Origin of the sequence: Streptomyces sp. R44, assembly GCF_041053105.1 — a bacterium.
Lineage (GTDB): Bacteria > Actinomycetota > Actinomycetes > Streptomycetales > Streptomycetaceae > Streptomyces.
The window spans coordinates 1508730-1532700 of the sequence record NZ_CP163444.1; the positions used below are offsets into that span (position 1 = coordinate 1508730).

A 23971-nucleotide genomic window follows, 5' to 3' on the forward strand; every position below is an offset into this window, starting at 1 on the left:
CCTACGCCGCCACCGGCTCCCGCCGGCGCGCCTCCATCGCCGTCCGCGCCTCCGCGAGGGCGAGGCCCGTCACGGCGGCGAGCAGCAGCAGCGTGCCGAGGACGATCGCCGCGGTGAGCCGCTCGCCGAGCAGCGAGACCGCGATCAGGGCCGCGCTCACCGGCTCCAGGAGCATGATCACGGAGACGGTGGCCGCCCGGACGACGGCCGCCCCGGCGAAGTACAGCGCATAGGCGAGTGCGGTCGGCACCGCCGCCACGTACACCAGCAGCAGCACCACGCTCACCGGCGCGTCGGTGTGCGGGACGAGCCCCTCCGCGAGCGCCGCCGGCAGCAGCCCGACCGCGCCGATGGCGAAGGCCCAGGTGGTCGTCGCCAGGGCGTCCGTACCGCCGCCGTCACGGCCGAGCCACCGGGTGAGCAGGGTGATCGCCGCGTATCCGGCCGCCGAGACCACCGCGAGGACGACGCCGAGGGGACGTACCTCCGCGGCCCCGCCGCCGAGGACGAGGACGAAGAGTCCGGCGAGCGCTCCGGCGACCGCGGCGATCCCGCCGCGGCCGAGCCGCTCCCCCATGGTGAGCCGGGCCCCGATCGCGATGAGGACGGGTCCCGCGCCCAGGGTGACGACGGTGCCGACCGCGAGGCCGGTGGCCTCGACGGCGGCGAAGTACGCGCTCTGGAAGACGGTGAGACCGATGCCCGTGCCGAGGATGCGGGCCGTCCGCCGGCCGCGCGCTTCCGGCTCGGTGCGGGCGGCCGCCCGCCGGGGCCGCAGCGCCAGCGCGCCGAGCAGCAGGGCGAGGCCGCCGACGCAGCGCCAGAAGGAGAGGGCGAGCGGGCCCATGTCGCTGACGCGGAAGATCAGCGAGGCGGCGGCGCCGGCCGTGCCCCAGGCGATGCCGGCGACGATCAGATAGAGGAGGCTCCGCCCGACGGACAGGGCGGATCCCGAGGAGTTCGACACGTGAGTTCTCCGTGGAAGACAGGAGTGAAAGGTGGTCGCTGGGCTCCGCGCGCGGGCAGCGACGAACCGCTCGGCGGCGAGGAATCGCCGGCCGAGCCCGGTCTTCGTCGAGGAGAGTCTCCGCGCGCGCTAGGCGACGGGAGGCGGAAGCACGGTGGAATGCATGGTCGGCACCCTACGAGGCGGTCCGACCGGCGGGCAACTGCGCGTCCCGCTCCGTGGACCCGTCCGCTCCGGTCGCCGGACCGGAGCCGGCCACCGGCTCGCTCGGGGGTGCCTTCGGTGTCGAGGACTGGGCGATGAAGGCCCCGACCAGGACCACGGCACCGCCGATGATCTGCGGCGCGTCCAGGTGCTCGCCGAGCAGGATCCAGGCCAGGACGGTCGCGACGACCGCCTCCAGACAGGCCACGACACCGGCCACCTGCGGGGAGAGCCGGCGCACCGAGATGACGCCGGTGACGTACGCGAGGACGGTGGCGATCAGCACGATCCAGCCGAGCAGCAGCCACGCGGGGACGCTGGTCCCGTCCATGTCGGCCCGTCCGCCGAGGACGCCCCAGTCCATGCCCCAGGGCCGGGCCACCAGCGTGAGGACGAGCGCGCCGATGAGGAGTCCGTACGCGATGACGCCCAGCGGATCCGCCTGCTCGGCCTCGTCGGCGCCCTGGTCGGAGAGGACGAAGTAGCCGACCTGGCAGCAGGCGGCGGCGAGGGCCAGGAGCAGGCCGACGAGGTCGAAGCTCAGCCCGGACCAGACCTGCACGACGCAGGCGAGGCCGCCGGCGGCGAGGACGACGCCGAGGGCGGCGGCGCGGGTGACGGGACGGCGCTGGACGAAGCGGACCCAGCCGAGGACGAGGGCGGGGGCGAGGTACTCGATGAGGAGGGCGACGCCGACGGGGATGCGGGAGATCGAGGCGAAGTAGAAGGCCTGGACTCCGGCGACGGCGAGCAGGCCGAAGCCCACGAGGAGGGCCGGTTTGCGGCGCAGCAGGTCGCGGTGGCGCCAGGCCACCGGCAGCATGACGAGCGCGGCGCCGGCGACCCGGAGCCACACCACGTGGAGCGGGTCGAGTCCCGCCTCGATGAGCGGCTTGGCCGCCACTCCTGAACCACCGAATGCGAAGGCCGAGGCCAGGGCGAGTCCCAGGCCGGCGCTTCTCCCCTGAGACGCGTGCATCGGGCCATCATGACAGGACGCCGTCAGGGGCGTAACCCCCGTTACACCTGTTGAGACGGCTCCTCGTCGCGGGCGGCCAGAAGGGCGGCGGCACGGGCGCCCAGCGCGGCCGGTTCGACCCCCGCGCGGCGCAGCACCTCGACGGCCCGGCTCTCGGGATCGGCGGCGACGGCGGCGAGCAGATCGAGGCCGCGGGCCTGGGGTTCGCCCCGCTCGGCGGCCCGCCGGAAGGCGGCTTCCAGGGCGGCGGCAGCGGCCGGCGACCAGGGGGAAGGCCGGGTGCCGGCGGGTTCGGCACCGCGCGCGGCGGGAAGCAGGCGCCGGACCGCCGACTCCTCCTCCGTACGCTGCCAGCGCAGGCCGTAGCCGATGGACCGCTGGACGAGGTAGCCGAGGACGCGGGCCGGCTGATGGCCGCCCTCGAAGGCGGCGCCGACCTCGGGGTCGGATTCGACGAGCGAGTGCAGGAGGTGGGCGGTGTCGATCTGACGGTCGCCGTCCCTGAGGGCTCTGCGGCGCGCACCCGAGACCACCGTCGCGAGCGACGGGGTCAGGAAGGGCGCGAGCTCCGCGCGCGGGGCGACGGAGGACGGGAGCGGCTGAGGGCGCGGGACGGGATGGTGCACCCTCCCACCTCATCAGGCCCGGACGGCCGGAACATCACCGGGGAGAAGCATGTCCGCATCCCACCGGAGTTGGGCACGCGCGCGCGGTTCCTCCTCCTTACGGATGAGATCGCGCGCATCGACCCCGAGAGGCGCGCGCCGCCTTGCTTTGCGCCCCTCTCGCAACCACAACCCCCTTCCTGGACGTCTTCCGAGCGTGTTCTGGATGGTGGCCCTGCCCTCACGCGACGGGCGGCAGTACGTGTACCGGGTGTACGCACCCCGGGACGCGCTGCCGGCCGATCTGTTCTGGGCGGCCTTCCACTGCCACGAGGAGGACGGGGCACCACGGGCCTCCGACAGCTTCGACGCGGCCGAGATCTGGTGGATCGGCGGCGGCGCGGGACCGGCGACAGCAGAACTGACGGTTCATCAGTATTGAATGTTCACGGCCGCCCCGCTACGTTCCGCGACACCGGAACCCAGTTGGCACGCGTGAAGGGGTGGTCTCATGGCCGAAGTCAGCGCGGAGGCACGGATCGAGGCGCCGGCCGGAAAGGTCTGGGCGCGGCTCACGGACTTCTCCTCGTACGGCGAGTGGAACGCCACCCACACCAGCTTCCCGAACGGCGGCCCGGCCGCCCTGGAGGCGGGTGCCACCTTCACGGAGAACATGAAGCTGATGGGCTTCCCCGCCGAGGTGCTGTGGGCGGTGGAGGAGCTGGAGGCCGAGCGGGCGTTCGCCATCAGGGGCAAGGGCCCGATGGGGGTCGTCGTCGGAACGCGCTACTCCCTGACGGCGGAGGGGGACGCGACGACGGTGCGGATCGACGGGGAGTTCACCGGTGCGGCGGTCTCCCTGATGGCGGGCAAGCTCAAGGACTCGGCGACGGCGGCACTGACCGAGTCCCTGCGCAAGCTCTCGGGCCTGGTGGCCTGACCCGTACCGCCGGAAAGACGGAAGGGCCCCGCGACGACGGTCGCGGGGCCCTTCCGGTGGATCTCAGTGCTCGTCGGCGAGGATCAGATACAGCTTCTTGCGGGCCTCGTTGATCACGGCGACCGCCTTCTGCCGCTGCTCGGGGGTGCCGGTCTTCCAGACCTGCCCGAACGCCTCCATCAGACCGAAGCCGGCCTGCCGGATCTCGTTCACGGCGTCCCAGTCGACCCCGCGCCCGGCTTCCTCCCACGGCGCCTCGGGGCCCTCGTCGGCCTCGGCGCGCCCGGTATCGGTGAGCGTGAACAGCTTCTTGCCACCCTCGGTCGCGCTGGTGATCAGCCCCTCGTCCTCCAGCAGCTGGAGGGTCGGGTAGACCGAGCCGGGGCTGGGCTTCCAGGCCCCTTCACTGCGCTCGCCGATCTCGCGGATCATCTCGTAGCCGTGCATCGGGCGGTCCTTCAGGAGCGCCAGGATCGAGGCGCGCACGTCACCGCGCCGCGCCCGCCCCCGGCCGCCGCCGCCGCGCCCGGGCCGGTCGAAGGGCCCGCCGAACGGCCCACCGCGGAACCCGGGCCCGAACGGCCCGAACGCCGCACGCCGCCCTTCGAAGTCCCCCCGAGGACCGGGGCCGCAGCCTCCACGACCGTGGCCGTGTCCGTTTCCGTACTCGTGTCCATGTGAACGCATCGCAACGCTCCTTCCATCGAGAATCATCGTCGAACTGTCGCGATGGCTCAACGATATATCGGAACTGTTCACCGAACAAGACCCGACCGATCGGTCACGCACGAAGGCGCTAGAGCCGCGGAAGAACGTCCCTCACGAACACGAGCCCGTCGCAGGCCCCGAGATGGGCCGGGTCGAACGAGGCGTAGCCGAACCAGGGGGACACGCGGGGCGCGGGCCGCGCATCGCCCAGGACGGCGGCAAGACGACGCACGTCGACGAGGCGGCTGTCCTCCGGGAGGGCGTACAGGAGCCCCTCGACGGTGTCCGGCGGCGGCGCGTCCACGCCCTGGTGCCGGATCGTGCCCAGGGCCATCGCCACGAAGGCGTACTCCTCGCCGAGCTGTGCGCTGACCAGCGCACCGGCGCTCCACCACTCCAGCGGCCGCCCGCCCATCCGCATCGAGCTCTTCTCCCGCTGGAGGTGGGCGTTCTGGGCGTAGGCGAAGGTCGGGCCGCGGTCGGCGAGCGCGAGCAGGTTGAGGGACATCATCCGGTCCCGTACGGCCACCAGCCGGGCGAGGCGGGCCGGCGAGGTGTCGGCCATCCAGTGGTGGTAGCGCAGCAGACCGAGCGCGGTGCGGCCGTGCAGGCGCGCCCGGTCCAGCTCCTCCGGCGGGCTCACCGCGCTCAGGTGCGGCCGCTGTTCGTCGAGGAGCGCCGCCAGGTCGTCGGCGAGCAGCCGCAGCCGGCCGGCCTCGGCGGACCGCCCCGCGGACCGGGCCGGGTCCATCATCGCGGCGGGCTCGGTCCACCGGCCGTCGCCGCCGAGCAGCTCGTCGAGCGTGTCCGGGGTACAGGGAAGCAGGTCCGCGTCCACGTGGGCGGCGAGGTATCCGTGGAGTGCGGTGAGGGCCTGCCGGGGGCTCTCGGCGCCGGTGATCTCCAGCGGGCCGTCGAATCCGGCGAAGCGAAGGTGCTCGGAGGCGGGCCGGCCCTCGTTGTGCGAGCGCATCCAGCGCACGAGTTCGCGGTTGGCCGCGGAGGCGCCCCAGCCATGGCTGAATCCGTGCTTCATGGCCTCGTCGAGAGTCCCGGTCCCGGTGGTGACGTACGCGTCCACGACCAGGCCCCTCAGGCAGTCGGTCTCGACCGCGATCGTCCGGTAGCCCGCCTGCTCGACGAGCTGCCGGAAGAGCTCGTTGCGCAGTTCGAGCAGGGTGTCCTCGCCGTGGGTGGGCTCGCCGAGGGCGAGCAGTCGGGGCCGGGACGGAAGCAGCCCCAGGACGGAGGCAGCGTCGACGGGATGGGTGGTGTCCTTGATGTCAGTCGCCATGCCTTCCACGCTATCGTTGAACATTCGGTGGAGACTTTTTCGCGAGCGACCCGCGATACTGTCGCTCTCATGGGGAAAAACCTTCAAAGCGAGGTGCGGCTCAGGCCGGTGGATCTGGCGCGCGAGCACGGTCTCTCGACGCAGGCGGTCAGGAACTACGAGGAGGCCGGCATCCTCCCGGCCGCCGCTCGCACGCCCCACGGCTACCGCACGTACACCCCGCTGCACGCCGGGGCCCTGCGCGCGTTCCTGGCCCTGCTGCCCGGCCATGGACACCCGACGGCGACGGCGATCATGCGGGCCGTGAACGACGGGACGGTCGACGAGGCGTTCCGACTGATCGACGAGAGCCACGCCCAGCTCCTCGACGACCGACGGACCCTCCGCGCCGTGGAGGACGCCCTCCGTGACCTGGACCGGGAGCCCACGACGCCGCCCGAGCGCGGCGGCACCTTCGTCGGCCCGCTGGCGAGGAGGCTCGGCATCCGCCCCGCGACCCTGCGCAAGTGGGAGGAGGCGGGCCTGGTCCACCCGCACCGAGACCCGAGGACCGGGTACCGCGTGTACGACGGAGCCGCCGTGCGGGACGCCCGGCTGGCCCACCAACTCAGGCGCGGCGGCTACCCGCTGGAGCGGATCGCACCACTGCTCGCCCATGTACGGACGGCGGGCGGCCTGGCACCCCTGGAGGCCACACTGACCGACTGGCAGGGCCGCCTGTCGGCCCGCGGCCGCGCGCTGCTGACGGGGGCCGCGGAGCTGGAGACGTACCTCCGCGAACGCGACGGAGACCGCCCCGCCTGACAGGATCAGCGCCATGCCGACACAAGACCTCGTACGCGAAGCCCGCGAGCTCTGGGAGGAACTGGCCGGGGCAGCACGGTCGTTCACACCCGGGGGCACTGTCAGCGTGATCGTTTCGCCCGAATCACGCCTGTGCCCGTCCGGATGGGTCGGCGTCGTCGCCCTCGCCGGATCGGCGATCGTGACCGTGCCGAGCGAGAAGACCGCCGCGACCGTGCGCACCGCCTTCTCGGGCCTTCCGGTGGAGGCGCTTGTGGACGCCGCCTCCGTCCGTGACGTCCTGCCCGTGGCCAGGACGCTCGGACCCGCGACCCTGGCGTACGCATCCCCGGAGGGCTTCCGCCCGGTCACCGGTCCCTCGCCGGTGGAACGGCTGCCCGCCGGCCATCCGGCCCTGCGCGCCCTCGAAGCGGCCGCCGGGCAGGAGGACTCCGCGGAGGCCTCCCTGGACGAGATCACCTCCCCCGCGTTCGTGGTCCGTGAGGGCGGCCGGGTCGTGGCCGCCGCCGGATACGAGGGCTGGCCGCGCCGGACCGCCCACATCAGCGTGCTGACGGCACCGCAGGCCCGGGGCCGCGGGCTCGCGCGGACGGCGGCCTCGGCCGCGGTCGCGCACGCCCTCGCCGCCGGACTCCTGCCGCAGTGGCGCGCGCGTCCCCCGGCCTCCCGGCGGGTCGCCGCAGCCCTGGGCTTCGAGGAGCTGGGCGCCCAACTCTCCCTGGAGCTCGCCTGAAAGAGCCGGCGCCACGAGCGTCTGCGACACTCCTGCGGTGATCACCAAGGACACCGCCCCGCTCTTCACCCAGTTCACCTCCCCCGAGGCGCTGCCCGCCGGGCTGGCGCCGGCCCTCGCCGACTGCTGGACCGAGGTGAGCGACGCGGGCGGAGCGGCCGGGTTCCCCTTCCCGCCGGTCGACCCGGCGGAGGTCGCCGCCGCGGTCGACCGCATCGTCACCGGACTCGACCCGGCCAGCAGCCGTCTCGTGGTCGCCACGGTCGACAGCGCCCTCGCGGGCTGGCTGTGCCTCCGCCGCGACCTCTTCCGCCTGGTCGCGCACTGGGGCACCCTGCACCACGTCCAGACCCGCCTCGCGGTACGAGGCCGGGGCATCGGCGCGGGCCTGGTCCGGCACGCCCGCACGATCGCCCGCGACGAGATGGGCCTGGAGCAGTTGCGCCTCGCGGCCCGCGGCGGCATCGGCCTGGAGGACTTCTACGGCCGGCTCGGCTGGCGGGAGATCGGCCGCTGGCCCGCAGCCCTCCGCCTGGCCGCCGACGACGACCGCGACGAGATCCTCATGGTCCTGACACCCCTGTGACCCCGGCGCCACGACGCGCCCGCACGGCACGCACGACCCGGGTGATCCCGTATCCGAGCACCCACGGCAGCACCGTGATCCCGAGGACGTACACGAGGAGGTAGCCGACGAGGTCCTCGGTCCGCGTCGGCTGGTCCCAGGGCAGGACCAGGGCGGTCGCGGACACCCCCACCGGCAGCAGCGGCAGCAGCACCGTCCACAGCCACGGCCACGGACCGTGCCTCCGGGCGCACCACACACCCGTCGCGGCCATGAGGAACGGCCCGAACGGCACCCACAGCAGCACCGGGTAGAACAGCAGCGCCCACCACTCGTCCCCGTACCCGAACATCATCGAAGCCCCCCGGCGCACTCGCCCCCGCACGACCCGCCAGGCCGACGCGGACAGGGACGGGTCCAGTTCTCCGCGATTGGCCTTGGCCCGCGGTTTTCCTCCCCCGGTACGGTCGGTCGCATGCGCATCCGAATCGTCGACGCCTTCACCGACCGGCCTTTCTCCGGCAACCCGGCCGGGGTCCTGCTCCTCGACTCCTTCCCCGAAGACGCCTGGCTCCAGAAGGTCGCCGCGGAGGTCAACCTCTCCGAGACGGCCTTCGCCCACCCGCTGCCCGCCGGTGGCGAGGCGGACTGGGCCCTGCGCTGGTTCACCCCGACCACCGAGGTCGACATGTGCGGCCACGCGACCCTGGCCACGGCCCACGTCCTGCACAGCACCGGCACCGCGAGCGGCACCGTCCGCTTCGCGGCCCGCTGCGGCCTCCTGATCACCACCGCCGAGGCCGACGGCACGATCACGATGGACTTCCCGACCTCCTCCCTCACCCCGGTCCCCGTCCCCGAGGGTCTGGAGAAGGCGCTCGGCGCGGAGATCGTCGCCGTCCACGACACGGCCGCCCACATCGGCGACCTCGTCGTCGAGCTGCGCGACGAGGCCGCGGTCCGCTCCCTCGCCCCGGACTTCGCCGCCCTGAAGGTCCTCTCCACGCGCGGCATCATCGCGACCGCCGCCGCCGAACACCCCGACAGTGGCTACGAGTTCGTCTCGCGCGGCTTCTTCCCCGCCGTCGGCATCGACGAGGACCCGGTGACGGGCAGCGCCCACACCGCGCTCGCCCCGTACTGGTCGGCCCGGTTCGGCCGCGAGGAGCTCACCGGCTTCCAGGGCGGCGCCCGTACGGGCCACGTCCGCACCCGCCTGCGGGGCGACCGCACCCTCCTGAACGGCCACGCCGTCACGGTCATCGAGGGCGACCTGCGCGTCTGACGCACGAAGAGAGCGACGTACGGAGACGTACGGGAAGGGGTGCGCGGCCCACCGGGCCGCGCACCCCGTCTCCCACGTCCCGCGTCCGTCACACGGTCGGCAGCCAGTCCACCTTCCCGGCCAGCAGCCCGTACCCGACGAAGGCCACGATGTCGAGCAGCGCGTGCGCCGCGACCAGCGGCCCGACCCGCCCCCAGCGGCGGTAGAGCAGCACGAAGACGACGCCCATCACCATGTTGCCGAGGAAGCCGCCGATCCCCTGGTAGAGGTGGTACGAGCCGCGCAGCACCGAGCTCGCCACCAGCGCGGCCATCGGCGACCACCCCAACTGGCCGAGGCGCCGCAGCAGATAGCCGACGACGATGACCTCCTCCAGGACGGCGTTCTGGATCGCCGAGAGGATGAGCACCGGGTACTTCCACCACACGTCGGGCAGCGCCTCGGGCACCACCGTCAGGTTGAACCCGGACGCCCTCGCCGCGAGGTAGAAGGCGAGGCCCGCGCTCCCGATCCCGGCCGCGACCAGCGCCCCGCGCCCGAGGTCGGACCACGGCCGGCTCCGGTCGAAGCCGATGGCCCGCAGCCCCCGCACACCCGGCCCTTCCCTCATCAGCAGGTGGGCGACGAGGACGACCGGCACGAGTGCGGTGGCGATGCCGAAGAGCTGCCAGGTCAGGTCGAGCCAGGGCCGCCCGGGAGCGTACGAGCCGTTGAGCGTCGCCGCCTGCTCCTTCAGCGCCCCCGGCTTGGTGAGCGAGCCGATGAAGCTGATGAGCGCCGACACCCCGCTCGCCCCGAGCGAGAGCGCGAGCACGATGAGCGTCTCGGAGCGCAGCACGCCGCGCGGCAGGCCGTCGGGGGGCAGGGAACCGTCCCTCAGTCGTTGCTCCGACACCACACCTGTCTCCGTCCCCGTCGCGGGCCCATGCCGTTCCGGCGGCCCCGGCCGACCGGGACCACCTGGACATGATCGCCCATGGAGGCGGACGGGGAGGAGGTCAGCCGATCCCCACCGGCCAGGTGTGCACCGGCTCGCCCGCGAGCATGAGCGTCCGGTACCGCCGGGTCGTCGCCGCGAGGGCCGCTTCCCGGTCGAGGCCCGAGTCCAGGGCCCGGTGGAAGGTGTCGGCCTGCCAGGAGGCGCCGTTCACCTTCCGCAGACAGCGCTGCTCGATCACCCCGAGGTAGAAGTCCCGGTCGGCGGGCTCGATGTGCCAGGCGTCGAGCCCGGCGGCGGCGAGCGGCAGCAGTTCGTCGAGGACGAGGCGTACGGCCGGCAGGGTCGCGATGCCGCCGGCCCGCCCCGAGCGGGGCCAGCGCAGCTCCGCCTCGATGCCGTGGCGGCAGGCGGTGTCGAAGTTGGCCTCGGCGTCCTGGAAGGTCATCCGCTTCCACACCGGCCGGGGGTCGTCGGCGAGCGAGCGGACGAGGCCGTAGTAGAAGGCCGCGTTCGCGATGACGTCGGTCACGGTCGGCCCCGCCGGCAGCACCCGGTTCTCGACCCGCAGGTGCGGGACCCCGTCGACCCAGCCGTACACCGGCCTGTTCCAGCGGTAGACGGTGCCGTTGTGCAGGACCAGCTCCTGGAGGCGCGGGACCTCGCCCCGGTCGAGGACGAGCAGCGGGTCCTCCTCGTCGCAGAGCGGCAGCAGGGCGGGGAAGTAGCGGACGTTCTCCTCGAAGAGGTCGTACACCGAGTCCACCCACCGCTCCCCGAACCAGGTGCGCGGCCGTACGCCCTGGGACTGCAGCTCGGGCGGCCGGGTGTCGGTGGCCTGCATGAAGAGCGGCGGCCGGGACTCGCGCCACAGCTCGCGGCCGAAGACGAAGGGCGCGTTGGCGCCGAGCGCGATCTGGACGCCGGACACGGCCTGCGCGGCGTTCCACACGGCGGCGAACCGGGCCGGTGTCACCTGGAGGTGCAGCTGCACCGAGGTGCAGGCCGCCTCGGGCACGATCGACTCGGAGGTGCACAGGAGGCGTTCGACGCCGTGGATGTCGAGGGTGAAGTCCTCGCCGCGGGCGGCGAGTATCTGGTCGTTGAGAAGCGTGTAGCGGTCGTTGTCCGAGAGGTTCTCGGGGACCAGGTCGCGCTGGGCGAGCGTGGGGAGTATGCCGATCATGACGACGCCCGCGTCGAGTTCCGCGGCCTTGCGGTCGGCATATCCGATGCCGGTTCCGATCTCTTCCGCGAGACGGTCGAATACGCGCCCGTGGAGCTGGTGGGGCGCGATGTTCACTTCGAGGTTGAACATTCCGAGTTCCGTCTGGAAATCGGCACTGGCGATCTTTTCGAGAACCGGCCCGTTCAGCATCCTGGGCAGCCCGTCGGTGCCGGCGAGATTGAGTTCGATCTCCACGCCCATGAGATTGCGGGGCCGGTCGAACCGCTTCTCCGCCAACAGCCTCGCGAGCCCCGCGAGACACTGCTGGAGTTTTCTGCGGTACTGCTGCCGGTCGGACGGGCCGAACCCGTCGGCCACGACCTTCTGCCCCATCGAAGCGTCCCTCCCCGAGTGGGCGGCCGCCGGGACGGCCGCGCGTCACGGACGATGATGCCCACCCCGCTGATCCACAACGCCTGCGGAACCGGCCTGTCGGAGGATAGGCTGGACGGAGCGCTCCACCGGCACATCCCGAAGGCATGGAACACGCGACATATACCAATGTCATATTGTCCTTGGATCCCGGGTCGGAATTCAGCCGTCCGCCTTCGCGGGGAATGCGCAGGTGAGAGCGGTATCGTCCTCGTGATTCCGCTTCAACTCCCCGCGATTAAGGCCTGATGACGCCTTGTCAGGAATATCCGCGAGGTCTAGCGGAAACACTGTGTGAACACGTGTCGTATAAACTCCGCGGACGAGGCAGAGTGTTGGCGCCCGGCCATGGCCTCATGGCCCCTCTCTGGCCCCGCCGCCGACAGCGCCGTCGTACCTGCCCACGCATCACCGTGTCTCCTGAGTGAGAGGCGACCCACCATGCTCCGACCCTCCCCGGCCCCTGCGCCGGCTCTCCGCAGTGTCCTCGCGGCTCTCGGCTCACCGACCGCCGTCAGCGCGCCGCGAACTCCCGCACTGCGGGCCGCACAGGGACCGCTGAGCCCCGAACACCCGCTGCCCGTGCACGTCCTCGGCGTCACCGGAGCACCGGGGCTCGCACCCCGCACCCGGCTCGCCGGCTGGCGCTTCCTGATCCGGAGCGGGGACCGGGCGATCGCCGCCGCGGACACCATGCTCACCCCCGACGGCTGGGCCTTCTCGCACTTCTTCGAAGGTCCGTACGTCTCCGCCACGGAACGGGCCCTGCTCCAGGCCGAGGCCCTGCCGGTCACCTACCGGCCACGGCTGCTGTCCGTACCGGAGCTCTACATGCTGACGCTCTGGCTGCAGGCCGGACCGGAGGCGGACGGCACCACCGTCGCCCCGGCCGCGGCCGATCTGATGGTGCCGCTGGCCCCCGCACCCCCGGGGATCGCGGCCCACCGCCCGTACCAGGTCGCCGATCTCCTGCCCGTGCTCAGTACGCGACTCGCGCCGCCGCCCCTCCTGGGCTCGCCGGCGCCCGCCTGATCGAACCCACGCGTCGCCGCCCCGTGACCCGCCCGGGTCATGGGGCGCACTCCTGTCCGAGCCGTGCGCCCGAACGCGCCTCCCGAACGCCCCTCCCGTACGGACTAGCCCGCTGGGACCACTCCGAACCACCCGAAGAGACGGTGCAGTTGACCTGAACCGCCCCTGCGGGTGATGCGTCTTCCCAGGAGAGGACGAGCTGCCGCGAAATACCTGCGGAAGACCGTCCGTGGGGCAAGACTGGGGACCGGAACCGAACCGACCGACGGGGGCGGCCATGAGCGCACAGAGCCGCAGGACATCCACCACGACGCAGCGAAAGAACCCACCCATGTGCCAGCATCAGCCTGCCTGTCCCACCGCCGACTCCGCCGACCGGGAGGCGGCCCGACTGATGGCACACCACCCGGAGCAGGGCTGGAGCCTGCTGTGCAACGGTGTCCTGCTCTTCGAGGACACCGGTGAACTGCTGCCGGACGGGCAGATCATCGCCCCGCACCGGCCGCTGACGGCGGGACAGGTGACGACCGCCGCCTGAACTCGGGCGGCAGGACACCGTACGAGGGAAACGCCGAGGGCCGGCCCGGAGGAGATCCTCCGAACCGGCCCTCGACGCGTGCTCAGTTGTCGTACTCGTCCAGCGGCGGGCAGGAGCAGACCAGGTTCCGGTCGCCGAAGGCACCGTCGATGCGGCGCACCGGCGGCCAGTACTTGTCGGCGGCCGAGACACCGGCCGGGAAGACCGCCTCGTCGCGGGTGTACGGGTGGTTCCACTCGCCGCCCAGCGCGGCCGCGGTGTGCGGGGCGTTGTGCAGCGGGTTGTCGTCGGCGGGCCACACGCCCGAGGCGACCTTCTCGATCTCGGCGCGGATCGCGATCATCGTGTCGCAGAAGCGGTCGAGCTCGGTCAGGTCCTCGGACTCGGTCGGCTCGATCATCAGCGTGCCGGCCACCGGGAAGGACATCGTCGGCGCGTGGAAGCCGTAGTCGATGAGGCGCTTCGCGATGTCGTCGACGCTGACGCCGGTGGCCTTGGCCAGCGGACGGATGTCCACGATGCACTCGTGCGCGACCAGCCCGTTCGGACCGGTGTAGAGCACCGGGAAGTGCGGCTCCAGGCGCTTGGCGATGTAGTTCGCCGCCAGCACGGCCACCTGGGTGGCGCGCTTGAGGCCCTCGCCGCCCATGAGGCGCACGTACGACCAGGAGATCGGCAGGATGCCGGCGGAGCCCCACGGGGCGGCCGAGATCGGACCGACACCGGTCTCCGGGCCCGCGGTGGGCTGGAGCGGGTGGTTCGGCAGGTACGGGGCGAGGTGGGCGCGGACGCCGACCGGGCCGACGCCGGGGCCGCCGCCGCCGTGCGGGATGCAGAAGGTCTTGTGCAGGTTCAGGTGCGAGACGTCGCCGCCGAAGTGACCCGGCTTGGCCAGACCGACCAGCGCGTTGAGGTTGGCACCGTCGACGTACACCTGGCCGCCGGCCTCGTGGACCTCGGCGCAGATGTCGGCGACGTGCTCCTCGAAGACGCCGTGCGTGGACGGGTAGGTGATCATCAGCACGGACAGCTCGTCGCGGTACTGGGCGATCTTGGCGCGCAGGTCCTCGACGTCGACCTCACCGTCGTCGGCGGTCTTGACGACGACGACCTTCATGCCGGCCATGACCGCGGAGGCGGCGTTGGTGCCGTGCGCGGAGGACGGGATGAGGCAGACCGTGCGCTGCTCGTCGCCGTTGGCGCGGTGGTAGGCGCGGACGGCGAGCAGACCGGCCAGCTCACCCTGCGAACCGGCGTTGGGCTGGATGGACACCTTGTCGTAGCCGGTGACCTCGGCGAGGCGCTCCTCGAGCTCGTCGATGAGCGTGACGTATCCGGCGGCCTGGTCGATCGGCGCGAAGGGGTGGATCTGGCCGAACTCGGGCCAGGTCACCGGCTCCATCTCGGTGGTCGCGTTCAGCTTCATGGTGCAGGAGCCGAGCGGGATCATGCCGCGGTCGAGCGCGTAGTCGCGGTCCGCGAGCTTGCGCAGGTAGCGCAGCATCGAGGTCTCGGAGCGGTGCGCGTGGAAGACCGGGTGGGTCAGGTACGCGTCGGAGCGCAGCAGACCGGCGGGCAGCGTGTCCTCGGTGGCGGCGTCGAGGGCCTCGACGTCGGCCGTGACACCGAAGGCACCCCAGACGGCGGCGAGCTGCTCGCGCCCGGTGGTCTCGTCGCAGGAGATCGACACGAGGTCGGCGTCGACGCGGTAGAGGTTCACCCCGGCCTCGCGGGCGGCGGCGACGACCTCGTCGGCCTTGCCGGGCACGCGGACGGTGAGGGTGTCGAAGTACGAGCCGTGCACGACCTCGACCCCACCGGCGGTGAGACCGGCCGCGAGGAGGGCGGCGTATCGGTGCGTGCGCTCGGCGATCTGCTTCAGGCCGTCCGGACCGTGGTAGACGGCGTACATGCCGGCCATGACGGCGAGCAGCACCTGAGCGGTACAGATGTTGCTGGTGGCCTTCTCGCGGCGGATGTGCTGCTCGCGGGTCTGCAGGGCCAGACGGTAGGCGCGGTTGCCGTCGGCGTCGACGGAGACGCCCACGAGGCGGCCGGGGAGGGAGCGGGCGTGCTTGTCCTGGACGGCCATGTAGCCGGCGTGCGGGCCACCGAAGCCCATGGGGACGCCGAAGCGCTGGGTGGTGCCGACGGCGATGTCGGCGCCGAGCTCGCCGGGCGAGGTGAGCAGGGTGAGCGCGAGCAGGTCGGCGGCGACGGTGACGATCGCGCCGAGCTCGTGGGCGGCGTCGATCAGCGGCTTGATGTCGCGGACGGCGCCGGAGGCACCGGGGTACTGGACGAGCACACCGAAGACACCGCGCTCGGCGACGTCGGCGGGAATGCCGTCGCTCAGATCGGCGACGACGACCTCGACACCGGTCGGCTCGGCACGGGTCTCGATGACGGCGATGGTCTGCGGCAGCGCGTCGGCGTCGACGAGGAAGACCCCGTTCTTGACCTTGCCGACTCGGCGGGAGAGGGCCATGGCCTCGGCGGCGGCGGTGCCCTCGTCGAGGAGGGAGGCGCCGGAGGTGGGCAGACCGGTGAGGTCGGCGACCATGGTCTGGAAGTTGAGCAGGGCCTCAAGGCGCCCCTGCGAGATCTCGGGCTGGTACGGCGTGTAGGCCGTGTACCAGGCCGGGTTCTCCATGACATTCCGGAGAATGACGGGCGGCGTGAAGGTCCCGTAGTAGCCGAGACCGATCATCGGGGCGAGGACCTGGTTGCGGTCGGCGAGCGTGCGCAGCTCGGCGAGCACCTCGGCCTCGGTGCGCGCGGCCGGCAGGCCCAGCGCCTCGGCGTTCTTGATGACGTCCGGCACCGCGGCGGCCGTGAGCTCGTCGAGCGAGCCGTAACCGACCTGGGCGAGCATCTTGGCCCGAGCCTCGGCGTCGGGCCCGATGTGCCGCTGCTCGAACGGGATGCCCTGTTCGAGCTCGGAGAGCGGAGTGCGGTTGGCGGTCATGTACGGAGGCCTCCTGGTCGTCACGACCTGCGAGGGGCACCACGGCGCGGGTACCCGGACGGCCTCCCCCTCTGTCATCTCAACCTGAGAGTTTCACCGGCACGCCTCGCGGCCCGCCGGCTTTCACCGTCGGTGAGAGCGGAATGCCGTCGGACATTCCGCTCTGCTTTCCAGAGTGACCTCGTCCGCGCGGTACAGGGGCCTGAGAGATTCCGGGGAGGATTTGCTCCTTCGGCGCCCACCGGAAGGTTTCTCCGGGGGACTCTCCCGCACAGGGTCGACAGCCACAACCAGCCTACCAGCGAGGTTGCGGCTTCCATCGCTCAAGTGGCCGACATCCCAGATGTGCACTTTCGTAGGGGTGTAGAGCAGTTGCGACCAGTTGGAGGGACCGTGCAGACCGATATCGATCCGCGCAGCCTGATCGGCCGCAAGGCGTTCGACCGGAACGGACACAAGATCGGAACCGTGGACGAGGTGTACCTGGACGACGCGACCGGCATCCCGGAGTGGGCCGCGGTCCGCACGGGCCTGTTCAGCAGGGACGCCTTCGTCCCCCTGGAGCCGAGCGCGCTGCTCGACGACGGCCTCCACATCCCGTACGAGAGGGCTCTCATCAAGGACGCCCCGGACTTCGGGGTGGGCCGCCACCTGTCGCCGGAGCAGGAGCTCCAGCTCTACCGCCACTACAGCCTGGCCCTCCCGCCCCCGCCCCCGGACGCCCCGGACAAGGACTTCGGCCGCCTGGCGGGCCAGGACGGCCCCTGAGGGCCCCACGCACGAGGCAGCCGCGGAAGGGCCCGCACCGCACGGCCGGTGCGGGTCACGCCGCCGCGTCCCCGCGCACCAGCGGCAACGGCTCCGAGGGCTCCAGCTCCGGATCGTCCACGGAGAACGTCCGCACCCGCCCGGGCCCGGACCACGGATCCTCGAACCGCACCGTGACCCGCCCCACCCCGCTGCCCTGGACCCACCCGGCCCCGTACACGGCGTGCCGTACGTCGTGCCCGGGCGCCCACACCCGCTCGACGCTCTCCGCCTCGGCGGAGGGCGCCGCCTCCACCTCTTCGGCCACCTCGGGCCCGGCTTCGTCCGCCGGCCGCTCGGAGGCCCCGGCCTGAGCGAACAGGTCCTCCTGCGTGTAGTCCGCGAGCCCGCTCACCCCGACCCCCAGCAACCGCACGCCCCCGGTCGTGTCCACCGCCTCCAGGAGCCGCCCCGCGGCCTCCCGTACGACGCCCGGGTCGTCCGTCGGCCCCCGCAGCGTCTCGGACCGGGTGAGCGTCGAGAAGTCGTAGCGCCGCACCTTCAGGACGATGGTCCGCCCCGAGTGCCCGGAGGCCCGCAGCCGCCCCACGCACCGCTCCGCGAGCCGTTCGACCTCGATCCGGATCCGTACGCGGTCGTGGAGGTCCACGTCGAAGGTGTCCTCGACCGACACCGACTTGGCGTCCCGCTCGGCCACCACGGCCCGATCGTCGTACCCCTGGGCCATCCGGTACAGGGACGCCCCGTGCGCCCGTCCCAGGAGCCGTACGAGCTCGTCCTCGCCCGCCTCCGCGAGATCGGAGACGGTGGTCATCCCGGCGCGCCGCAGGTGCTCCCCGGTGGCCGGCCCGACCCCGGGCAGGATCCGCACCGATCGCGGCCCGAGCAGCTCCCGCTCGGTGCCGGGCTCGATGAGGACCAGCCCGTCCGGTTTGGCCTCCTCGGAGGCGATCTTCGCGATCATCTTGGACCCGGCCAGCCCCACGGACCCGGTGAGCCCGGTCGTCGCGAGGATGTCGGCCCGCAGCCGCTCCCCCACGGCCCGCGCGCTCGCGCTGTCGTCGGCGACACCGCCGGCTTCGAGGTCGACGAAGGCCTCGTCGAGGCTGAGGGGCTCGACGAGCGGCGAGAGCCGCCCGAGCAGCTCCATGACCTGCTCGCTGATGGAGCGGTAGAAGGCGAAGCGCGGCACGAGATACGCGGCGTTCGGCGCGAGCCGTCGCGCCTGCCCCATCGGCATGGCCGAGTGCACCCCGAAGCGACGGGCCTCGTAGGAGGCGGTGGCGACCACGCCCCGGGGCCCGAGGCCGCCGACGACCACGGGCTTTCCGCGCAGACTGGGCTTCGACGCCTGCTCGGCGGCGGCGAAGAAGGCATCCATGTCGAGATGCAGGATGGTGGGCGCGGCTCTCACACGTCCGATGCTGCCCTACGCCACTGACAACGCCCCCGAGGCCCACCAGGCGCCTCCGGAACGGGCAGCCCCGCACCTCGACACAATCCGGCCGTCAGACCGCCTTGTCGCGCCGCCGCCGCGCCAGCTCGTCGCCCGGGTTGTGCCCGACCAGCGTCTCGCCGGTGTCGACCCGCTCCCCGTGGAGCTGCGAGAGCGCGGCCTCGACGTCGCGCCAGACGACCCCGACGGCGATGCCGAAGACGCCCTGCCCGCCCTGGAGGAGGTCGACGACCTCGTCGGGCGAGGAGCACTCGTACACGGTCGCCCCGTCGCTCATGAGCGTCATCCGCTCCAGGTCCCGGAAGCCCCGGGCGCGCAGGTGCTGCACCGCGGCCCGGATGTTCTGGAGGGCGACCCCGGTGTCGAGGAACCGCTTGACGATCTTCAGTACGACGACGTCGCGGAAGCTGTACAGCCGCTGCGTCCCCGACCCGTACGCGGGCCGCACGCTCGGCTCCACGAGTCCGGTGCGCGCCCAGTAGTCCAGCTGGCGATAGGTGATCCCGGCGGCCGCGCAGGCCGTCGGTCCGCGGTAGCCGATCGCCGCGTCGGCGACGCCGGCACCGGTGTCCGTCCCGAAGTCGCCCACACTGCCGTGAAGCGGATACGGACCGCTCTCCCCGGACACGCGTCCGGGCGAGCTCCCTGCCGTACCGTCCGCGCTGCTCATCACGCCGACCCTCCGTCCTTGACCTGCCCACACGAAGGTAGGCAGTCACTCGGGGTGCGTCAACGATCGCCACACTCGGCACGCCGAGTGATAATCACCCTGAGAGTGGTTTCGCGTGTCCCTCTCCGGGGAAAGGCTACTCGAATGCTCTGACGGCACCCCGCGAACGGCCTCCGGCCGCACCGCTCCGCCTCACTGGCTGCTGCTCCCGAAGTCCTCCGGTGAGATCTGGTCGAGGAACTCGCGGAACTTCTCCACCTCGTCCTCCTGCTCGTCCGGAATCGCGATGCCGGCGTCGTCCAGGACACCGTCACTGCCGAAGATCGGCGTTCCGGTCCGGAGGGCCAGGGCTATCGCGTCGGACGGTCGCGCGCTCACCTCGACGCCGCTGGCGAAGACCAGCTCGGCGTAGAAGACCCCGTCACGCAGATCCGTGATGCGGACCTCGGTGAGCTCCTGCCCCACCGCCTCCAGCACGTCCTTGAACAGGTCGTGCGTCAGCGGCCGCGGCGGAGCCATCCCCTGCTGGGCGAAGGCGATCGCGGTCGCCTCACCCGGTCCGATCCAGATGGGGAGGTACCGATCGCCTCCCACTTCACGCAGGAGCACGATCGGCTGGTTGGAGGGCATTTCCACCCGGACACCCACAACGTCGAGCTCGTTCACACAGCAACCCTAGGACGTGCCCGACCGGTTTGGATAGTCGGGCCCCTCCGGGCCCCCTCCCCGAACGCCCTCCGAGGCCTCCCGGAGCACCCCCGGACGGCAGGAACCGGGTCCCCGGAACCGCGTCACTGCAGCCGGATCCCGAGGGCCGTCTGGACGAGCGCCGCGTGCAACCGCACCGACTGCGCGGCGAGCTCCTTCGCGGTGGCCTCCGCATGGGCCCTGGTCTGCGGGTTGCGGTGCCGGCGCAGCGGCGCTACCACCTGCTCGATCAGCCCGGCCTCGCGGTCGGCGGCCGCCTTGACGGCCCGCAGGTGCCGGGGTTCCAGACCGAATCTCCCCAGGTCCGCGACGAGCCTGGCGACGGTGACGGCCTCGGCGTCGTAGCCGCCGCCCTCCGTCTCGGCGATCAGGCCGTACGACTCCCACTCGACGAGCTCGGTCTCGGTCACCTCGGCGGCGGCGATCAGCTCGTCCCGCCCGAGCCGCGCGACGGTCGGCGACTCCGCCTCGTCCTGCTCCCAGGCCCCCTCCAGGAGGTCCCGCCGCCCGGGCGCGGGGAGCTTGATCTGCTCGCCCCGTTCGAGGGCGTCGAGGTGCTCGCGGATGACCTTCAGCGGAAGGTAGTGGTCCCGCTGCATCCGCAGGATGCGGGCGAGCCGCTCCACGTCCTGCGGGCTGAACTTCCGGTATCCGGAGGCCGTCCGACGGGGCTCGACCAGCCCCTCGGCCTCCAGGAACCGGATCTTGGAGATCGTCACTTCGGGAAATTCATCGCGCAGCTGGTTCAGCACCGTGCCGATGCTCACCAGCCGGTCGCCCGCGGTGGCGGTGCCGGATCCGGCACCGCCCGTCGGTGTTCGCAGCATGGACCTTCCCTGAAGGGGCTTCCCCGAGGCGTCACACGCCTCGCTGGCTCGAGTAGAAGACCAGCCGGTACTTGCCGATCTGCACCTCGTCGCCGTTGGACAGGACGACCGAGTCGATCGGCTCACGGTTGACGTAGGTGCCGTTGAGGCTGCCGACGTCGGCGACGGTGAAGCTGCCGTCCTGGGCCCGGCGGAACTCGACATGCCGCCGGGAGACGGTGAAGTCGTCCAGGAAGATGTCGCTCTGCGGGTGACGGCCGGCGGTCGTCAGCTCGCCGTCGAGCAGGAACCGGCTGCCCGAGTTCGGACCCCGGCGCACCACGAGCAGCGCGGATCCCGAGGGCAGCGCCTCCACGGCGGCGAGCGCCTCGGGAGACAGCGACGGAAGGGCGGTCTGACCGGTGACCTCCGCGTCGTACGCCTCAAGGCCCGAGATGGAGATCGTCGACGTCGTCTCCGACGCGCGCTCGGGGGCGACGCCGCCCCGCAGCGGCGTGCCGCAGTGGGAGCAGAAGCGGCTGTCGGCCGTGTTGCGGTGACCGCACCTCGTGCACACCGGCATGGACGCATCCTCCTGCCGCGGCTGCCCCGCGGAGGTCTGTGTCGCGTACGGGTCGGACGTAAACCCTCCACCCGTACTTGAGGTTGATGGTTCTCCGAAACCTATGCGGGCGGCACCGGCGGGGTCAACAGAAGACGCGCCCTGTGTGCCCGGAATGTCACCACCCCGACCGTCGACCTCGTCGCGGAAGAGCGGACGCTCGGCGCCCTGCTCCTCACCCTGGGCGTGGCGCGGCGCGGCGTGCCTGGCGTTGCCGCCGTCCTCGCGTGCGCTCTTGCCGAACAACTTCGCAAACAACTTCACGGGCGATTCCCCTTGACCGAAACAGACCCGCCCGTGGGGCAGGACGAACCGAAATCCTTCACACCTGCCGACCCGGACACTTTCACAACGTCCGTATCCTCCGGACAGTTTCCACCACGCACCACCGTTGTGGTGCGCCGACCCCCCGCAACGTCATGCCCTTGTCGCGGGACCCCCTCCGTCCCCCTCTCACTGGGAGGACGACTGAGCGTAGTCAGGCCGCTTCGCGGGTCGCAAGGCGTCGACGACGATCTTCGCCGACCGCTCCACCGTGGCTGTGGCCTGCTCCTTCTCCAGGGTCTGCACGACACCGCCGGGGATGTTGAGCGCGGGCTCGAGATCCTCCGGCTTGCCGATGACCTTGAAGACGTACGGAGCGGCCACCTTCGTTCCATCGATCCGCATGTCATCACCGCTGCCGGTGAAATAACTGTCCGCGACCACCCGGACACCGTTGACCTGGATCGCCTCGGCGCCCGCCGCACGCAGCTCCTGGATGGCGTCGAGCAGCATGTCCGACTCGACCGCCCCGGTGGGATCACCCACGGTGAGGGTGATGCCGGGCCCCTCGGCGGCGACGCTGCCGGCGAGGATGCCGAGCTGCTGCTCCTTCTCCTGGGTCTGCTTGCGCGCCTCCTCGGCCTGGTCCGAGCTGGACTCCAGCTCGGAGCGCTGCTTCTCCAGACGGGCCTTCTCGTCCTCCAGGCGCTGCGTGCGGTCGTCGAGTTCGTCGAGGATGCGCACGAGGTCCTCCTGACGGGCCCCGCGCAGCGCGCTGTTCTCGCTCGTCGAGGAGACCTGGATGGCCAGGCCGAGGCCGAGGACGAACAGCAGCAGCGCGACGACGAGTTGGGCCCGGGTCACCCGCGGCGGCCACAGGGCGGAGGCGAGCCTCCGCCGCCCACTCGGCTCGGCCGCGACAGGCGCGGCAGCGGCCGGCGGCCCGGCCGTGAGGGGCACACGCGCCTCGGAACGCACGGCCTCGGGCTTCACCGGCCCGGGCTTCGCGGCATCGGGCGTCTCGGACGTCCCAGGCTGCTCGGACTTCTCGGACGGCTCGGGGCTCCGAGGCAGCTCGGGGCTTCGAGGCAGCTCGGGCCGCTGCTCCGGCCGCTCGGGCTGCCGCTCCGGCTGCTCGGGGTTCTGAGGGTTCTCAGGGTTCTCGCTCATCGGCCTCACGCCCGGAAGACGTGACGCCGGATGGCGGCCGCGTTGGAGAAGATGCGGATGCCGAGCACGACGACCACACCGGTCGACAGCTGCGCGCCGACGCCCAGCTTGTCGCCGAGGAAGACGATCAGCGCGGCCACGACCACGTTGGACAGGAACGAGACCACGAAGACCTTGTCGACGAAGATCCCGTCGAGCATGGCCCGCAGGCCGCCGAAGACCGCGTCGAGGGCGGCGACCACGGCGATCGGGAGATAGGGCTCGACCACCGCCGGAACCTCGGGGCGGACCAACAGTCCGACCACGACTCCGACGATCAGGCCCAGTACGGCGATCACGATGTGCCCTTCCCTGTGTCGGCCGTGGCCCGACCGGAGGGCGTCGCCACCCCGGCCCCCCTCGGCTCTGCGGTACGTACGGTCAGGCTCGGCGCGGCCGGCAGGCGTACGTCGCCCTCGGCCGAGATGCTGCTCCTGATCCCGAAGTTCTCCACCAGCGCGTGCAGATACTGCCCGTCGGCGCTGTCCTGGAACGCGGTGCTCAGCCGCTGTCCGTCCCCGATCGCGAGGACGGTGTACGGCGGCACCAGCGGCTTGTTGTCGACCAGTATGGCGTCACCGGCGGCCCGGATCGCCGACAGCGATGTCAGCCGCTGACCGTTGATCGCGACGGCCTCGGCACCCGACTCCCACAGCCCGTTGATCACCCGCTGCATGTCCCGGTCGCGGACCCGGCCCGTATCGGAGAAGCCGCTGCTCTCCCTCGGTCCGCCGCCACCGGTGTCGGTGCCCTTGGCGTCGTCGACGACGAGCTTCACACCGGGGCCGTGCACGGGCGTCGCCCCGGAGAGGAGCGCCACGAGCTCGGCCTGGTCGCCGCCCTGCTGCTGGAGAGCCTGCCGCTGACGGCCCCCGACCTCGGTCCGGATCCGCTCGACGTCCTCCTCCAGCTGGTCGGCGGTCGACGTCTCCCTCTCGATGCGGTCGATCAGGTCCTGCCGCTCCTTGGCGACGACCGGCGCGGAGATCCGCGCCTCGGCCGCCCCGACGGTCACGACGGCGGCGGCGAGCAGGAGCCCCGCGGCGACACCCAGCTTGGCCCGCAGGTTACGGGGCAGCCCACCGCCCTCGGCCGCGCGCCGGGCGGTCGCCTCGGCGTAGCCGTCGTCGAGCGCGTGGTCGATCACGTTGTTCAGCAGCGACATGGACGCGTCCGGACGCGGCGGCGGTGATCCGGTGCTCCGAACGGGGGGCTGCTGCGACATGCCGCACATCGTCGCACGTCGCACGGCCTACCGCCGAATGGCCCCTCCGTACGGCCGGGAGGCACCCCGCGGGCACCTCCCGGC

General features: G+C 72.1%; 26 protein-coding genes and 1 riboswitch. Of the genes, 9 read left to right on the forward strand and 17 right to left on the reverse strand.

Annotated elements, in window-relative coordinates:
- Position 1: 1 nt before the first annotated feature.
- The 3 genes from AB5J54_RS07025 to AB5J54_RS07035 all read right to left on the reverse strand — a co-directional run bounded on the left by AB5J54_RS07025 (position 2) and on the right by AB5J54_RS07035 (position 2776).
- Positions 2-967, reverse strand: coding sequence for a DMT family transporter (locus tag AB5J54_RS07025; protein ID WP_369143033.1), 966 nt, complete (start codon positions 965-967; stop codon positions 2-4).
- A 175-nt stretch (positions 968-1142) separates the two neighbouring features.
- A complete protein-coding gene (locus AB5J54_RS07030; RefSeq protein ID WP_369143034.1) occupies positions 1143-2150 on the reverse strand; it encodes a DMT family transporter in 1008 nt (335 codons plus the stop codon).
- Positions 2151-2191: 41 nt separating this feature from the next.
- Complete coding sequence (locus tag AB5J54_RS07035; protein ID WP_369143035.1) at positions 2192-2776, reverse strand: Clp protease N-terminal domain-containing protein; 585 nt, start codon at positions 2774-2776, stop codon at positions 2192-2194.
- A 196-nt stretch (positions 2777-2972) separates the two neighbouring features.
- Between AB5J54_RS07035 and AB5J54_RS07040 the strand changes: the two genes are divergently transcribed.
- Together AB5J54_RS07040 and AB5J54_RS07045 are read left to right on the forward strand one after the other, a co-directional pair.
- Positions 2973-3197, forward strand: coding sequence for a hypothetical protein (locus AB5J54_RS07040; protein WP_369143036.1), 225 nt, complete (start codon positions 2973-2975; stop codon positions 3195-3197).
- Between the two features lie 69 nt (positions 3198-3266).
- The gene (locus tag AB5J54_RS07045; protein ID WP_369143037.1) at positions 3267-3695 is read left to right on the forward strand and encodes an SRPBCC family protein; all 429 of its coding nucleotides are present in this window, start codon (positions 3267-3269) and stop codon (positions 3693-3695) included.
- 63 nt (positions 3696-3758) lie between these two features.
- On the opposite strand, the gene AB5J54_RS07050 is transcribed toward AB5J54_RS07045, so the two are convergent.
- Together AB5J54_RS07050 and AB5J54_RS07055 are read right to left on the reverse strand one after the other, a co-directional pair.
- Positions 3759-4382: a PadR family transcriptional regulator gene (locus AB5J54_RS07050; RefSeq protein WP_369143038.1), complete on the reverse strand. Its 624-nt coding sequence runs from the start codon at positions 4380-4382 to the stop codon at positions 3759-3761.
- 109 nt (positions 4383-4491) lie between these two features.
- Positions 4492-5697: an erythromycin esterase family protein gene (locus AB5J54_RS07055; protein WP_369143039.1), complete on the reverse strand. Its 1206-nt coding sequence runs from the start codon at positions 5695-5697 to the stop codon at positions 4492-4494.
- Positions 5698-5766: 69 nt separating this feature from the next.
- Here AB5J54_RS07055 and AB5J54_RS07060 point away from each other — a divergent pair, with 69 nt between their 5' ends.
- The 3 genes from AB5J54_RS07060 (at position 5767) to AB5J54_RS07070 (ending at position 7820) form a co-directional block, all read left to right on the forward strand.
- The gene (locus AB5J54_RS07060) at positions 5767-6501 is read left to right on the forward strand and encodes a TioE family transcriptional regulator (protein ID WP_369143040.1); all 735 of its coding nucleotides are present in this window, start codon (positions 5767-5769) and stop codon (positions 6499-6501) included.
- Positions 6502-6514: 13 nt separating this feature from the next.
- The gene (locus AB5J54_RS07065; protein ID WP_369143042.1) at positions 6515-7234 is read left to right on the forward strand and encodes a GNAT family N-acetyltransferase; all 720 of its coding nucleotides are present in this window, start codon (positions 6515-6517) and stop codon (positions 7232-7234) included.
- A 91-nt stretch (positions 7235-7325) separates the two neighbouring features.
- The gene (locus AB5J54_RS07070) at positions 7326-7820 is read left to right on the forward strand and encodes an N-acetyltransferase family protein (protein WP_369149243.1); all 495 of its coding nucleotides are present in this window, start codon (positions 7326-7328) and stop codon (positions 7818-7820) included.
- Here AB5J54_RS07070 and AB5J54_RS07075 read toward each other — a convergent pair.
- The gene (locus AB5J54_RS07075) at positions 7798-8154 is read right to left on the reverse strand and encodes a hypothetical protein (RefSeq protein ID WP_369143043.1); all 357 of its coding nucleotides are present in this window, start codon (positions 8152-8154) and stop codon (positions 7798-7800) included. The two genes, AB5J54_RS07070 and AB5J54_RS07075, sit on opposite strands and share 23 nt — an antisense overlap.
- Positions 8155-8274: 120 nt before the next feature.
- On the opposite strand from AB5J54_RS07075, the gene AB5J54_RS07080 reads away from it, so the two are divergent.
- A complete protein-coding gene (locus AB5J54_RS07080; protein ID WP_369143044.1) occupies positions 8275-9084 on the forward strand; it encodes a PhzF family phenazine biosynthesis protein in 810 nt (269 codons plus the stop codon).
- Between the two features lie 88 nt (positions 9085-9172).
- Here the strand turns inward: AB5J54_RS07080 and AB5J54_RS07085 are convergent, their stop codons facing one another.
- Together AB5J54_RS07085 and AB5J54_RS07090 are read right to left on the reverse strand one after the other, a co-directional pair.
- Positions 9173-9964, reverse strand: coding sequence for a CPBP family intramembrane glutamic endopeptidase (locus tag AB5J54_RS07085; RefSeq protein WP_369149244.1), 792 nt, complete (start codon positions 9962-9964; stop codon positions 9173-9175).
- A 118-nt stretch (positions 9965-10082) separates the two neighbouring features.
- Positions 10083-11582: a glutamate--cysteine ligase gene (locus AB5J54_RS07090; protein ID WP_369143045.1), complete on the reverse strand. Its 1500-nt coding sequence runs from the start codon at positions 11580-11582 to the stop codon at positions 10083-10085.
- A gap of 480 nt (positions 11583-12062) precedes the next feature.
- Between AB5J54_RS07090 and AB5J54_RS07095 the strand changes: the two genes are divergently transcribed.
- Together AB5J54_RS07095 and AB5J54_RS07100 are read left to right on the forward strand one after the other, a co-directional pair.
- The gene (locus AB5J54_RS07095; RefSeq protein ID WP_369143046.1) at positions 12063-12653 is read left to right on the forward strand and encodes a hypothetical protein; all 591 of its coding nucleotides are present in this window, start codon (positions 12063-12065) and stop codon (positions 12651-12653) included.
- Positions 12654-12984: 331 nt separating this feature from the next.
- Entirely contained in the window at positions 12985-13191 is a 207-nt protein-coding gene (locus tag AB5J54_RS07100) for a DUF5999 family protein (protein ID WP_017238438.1), read from the forward strand.
- An 82-nt stretch (positions 13192-13273) separates the two neighbouring features.
- Here the strand turns inward: AB5J54_RS07100 and gcvP are convergent, their stop codons facing one another.
- Positions 13274-16159 carry an aminomethyl-transferring glycine dehydrogenase gene (gene gcvP, locus AB5J54_RS07105; RefSeq protein ID WP_369143047.1) on the reverse strand — a complete coding sequence of 962 codons (2886 nt, stop codon included), beginning with the start codon at positions 16157-16159 and terminating at the stop codon, positions 13274-13276.
- A gap of 180 nt (positions 16160-16339) precedes the next feature.
- A riboswitch (glycine riboswitch) is annotated at positions 16340-16439 on the reverse strand.
- 113 nt (positions 16440-16552) lie between these two features.
- Between gcvP and AB5J54_RS07110 the strand changes: the two genes are divergently transcribed.
- Positions 16553-16927, forward strand: a complete 375-nt coding sequence (locus AB5J54_RS07110) for a PRC-barrel domain-containing protein (protein WP_369143048.1) — start codon at positions 16553-16555, stop codon at positions 16925-16927.
- Between the two features lie 55 nt (positions 16928-16982).
- Here the strand turns inward: AB5J54_RS07110 and AB5J54_RS07115 are convergent, their stop codons facing one another.
- The 8 genes from AB5J54_RS07115 to AB5J54_RS07150 form a co-directional block, all read right to left on the reverse strand.
- A complete protein-coding gene (locus tag AB5J54_RS07115) occupies positions 16983-18341 on the reverse strand; it encodes a DNA polymerase IV (protein WP_369143049.1) in 1359 nt (452 codons plus the stop codon).
- A gap of 94 nt (positions 18342-18435) precedes the next feature.
- Positions 18436-19053 (reverse strand): MerR family transcriptional regulator, encoded by a 618-nt coding sequence (locus AB5J54_RS07120; protein ID WP_369143050.1) that lies wholly within the window; start codon positions 19051-19053, stop codon positions 18436-18438.
- 192 nt (positions 19054-19245) lie between these two features.
- Complete coding sequence (locus AB5J54_RS07125; RefSeq protein WP_030686418.1) at positions 19246-19719, reverse strand: bifunctional nuclease family protein; 474 nt, start codon at positions 19717-19719, stop codon at positions 19246-19248.
- A 125-nt stretch (positions 19720-19844) separates the two neighbouring features.
- Positions 19845-20588 (reverse strand): MerR family transcriptional regulator, encoded by a 744-nt coding sequence (locus AB5J54_RS07130; protein ID WP_369143051.1) that lies wholly within the window; start codon positions 20586-20588, stop codon positions 19845-19847.
- Positions 20589-20619: 31 nt separating this feature from the next.
- Complete coding sequence (locus AB5J54_RS07135; protein WP_369149245.1) at positions 20620-21561, reverse strand: FHA domain-containing protein; 942 nt, start codon at positions 21559-21561, stop codon at positions 20620-20622.
- Positions 21562-21642: 81 nt separating this feature from the next.
- A complete protein-coding gene (locus AB5J54_RS07140) occupies positions 21643-22632 on the reverse strand; it encodes a DUF881 domain-containing protein (protein WP_369143052.1) in 990 nt (329 codons plus the stop codon).
- On the reverse strand, positions 22629-22961 hold the full coding sequence (locus tag AB5J54_RS07145; RefSeq protein WP_015032176.1) for a small basic family protein: 333 nt from the start codon (positions 22959-22961) through the stop codon (positions 22629-22631). Before AB5J54_RS07145 ends, AB5J54_RS07140 begins: the two co-directional genes overlap by 4 nt.
- On the reverse strand, positions 22958-23887 hold the full coding sequence (locus tag AB5J54_RS07150) for a DUF881 domain-containing protein (RefSeq protein ID WP_369143053.1): 930 nt from the start codon (positions 23885-23887) through the stop codon (positions 22958-22960). Before AB5J54_RS07150 ends, AB5J54_RS07145 begins: the two co-directional genes overlap by 4 nt.
- Positions 23888-23971: the final 84 nt, after the last annotated feature.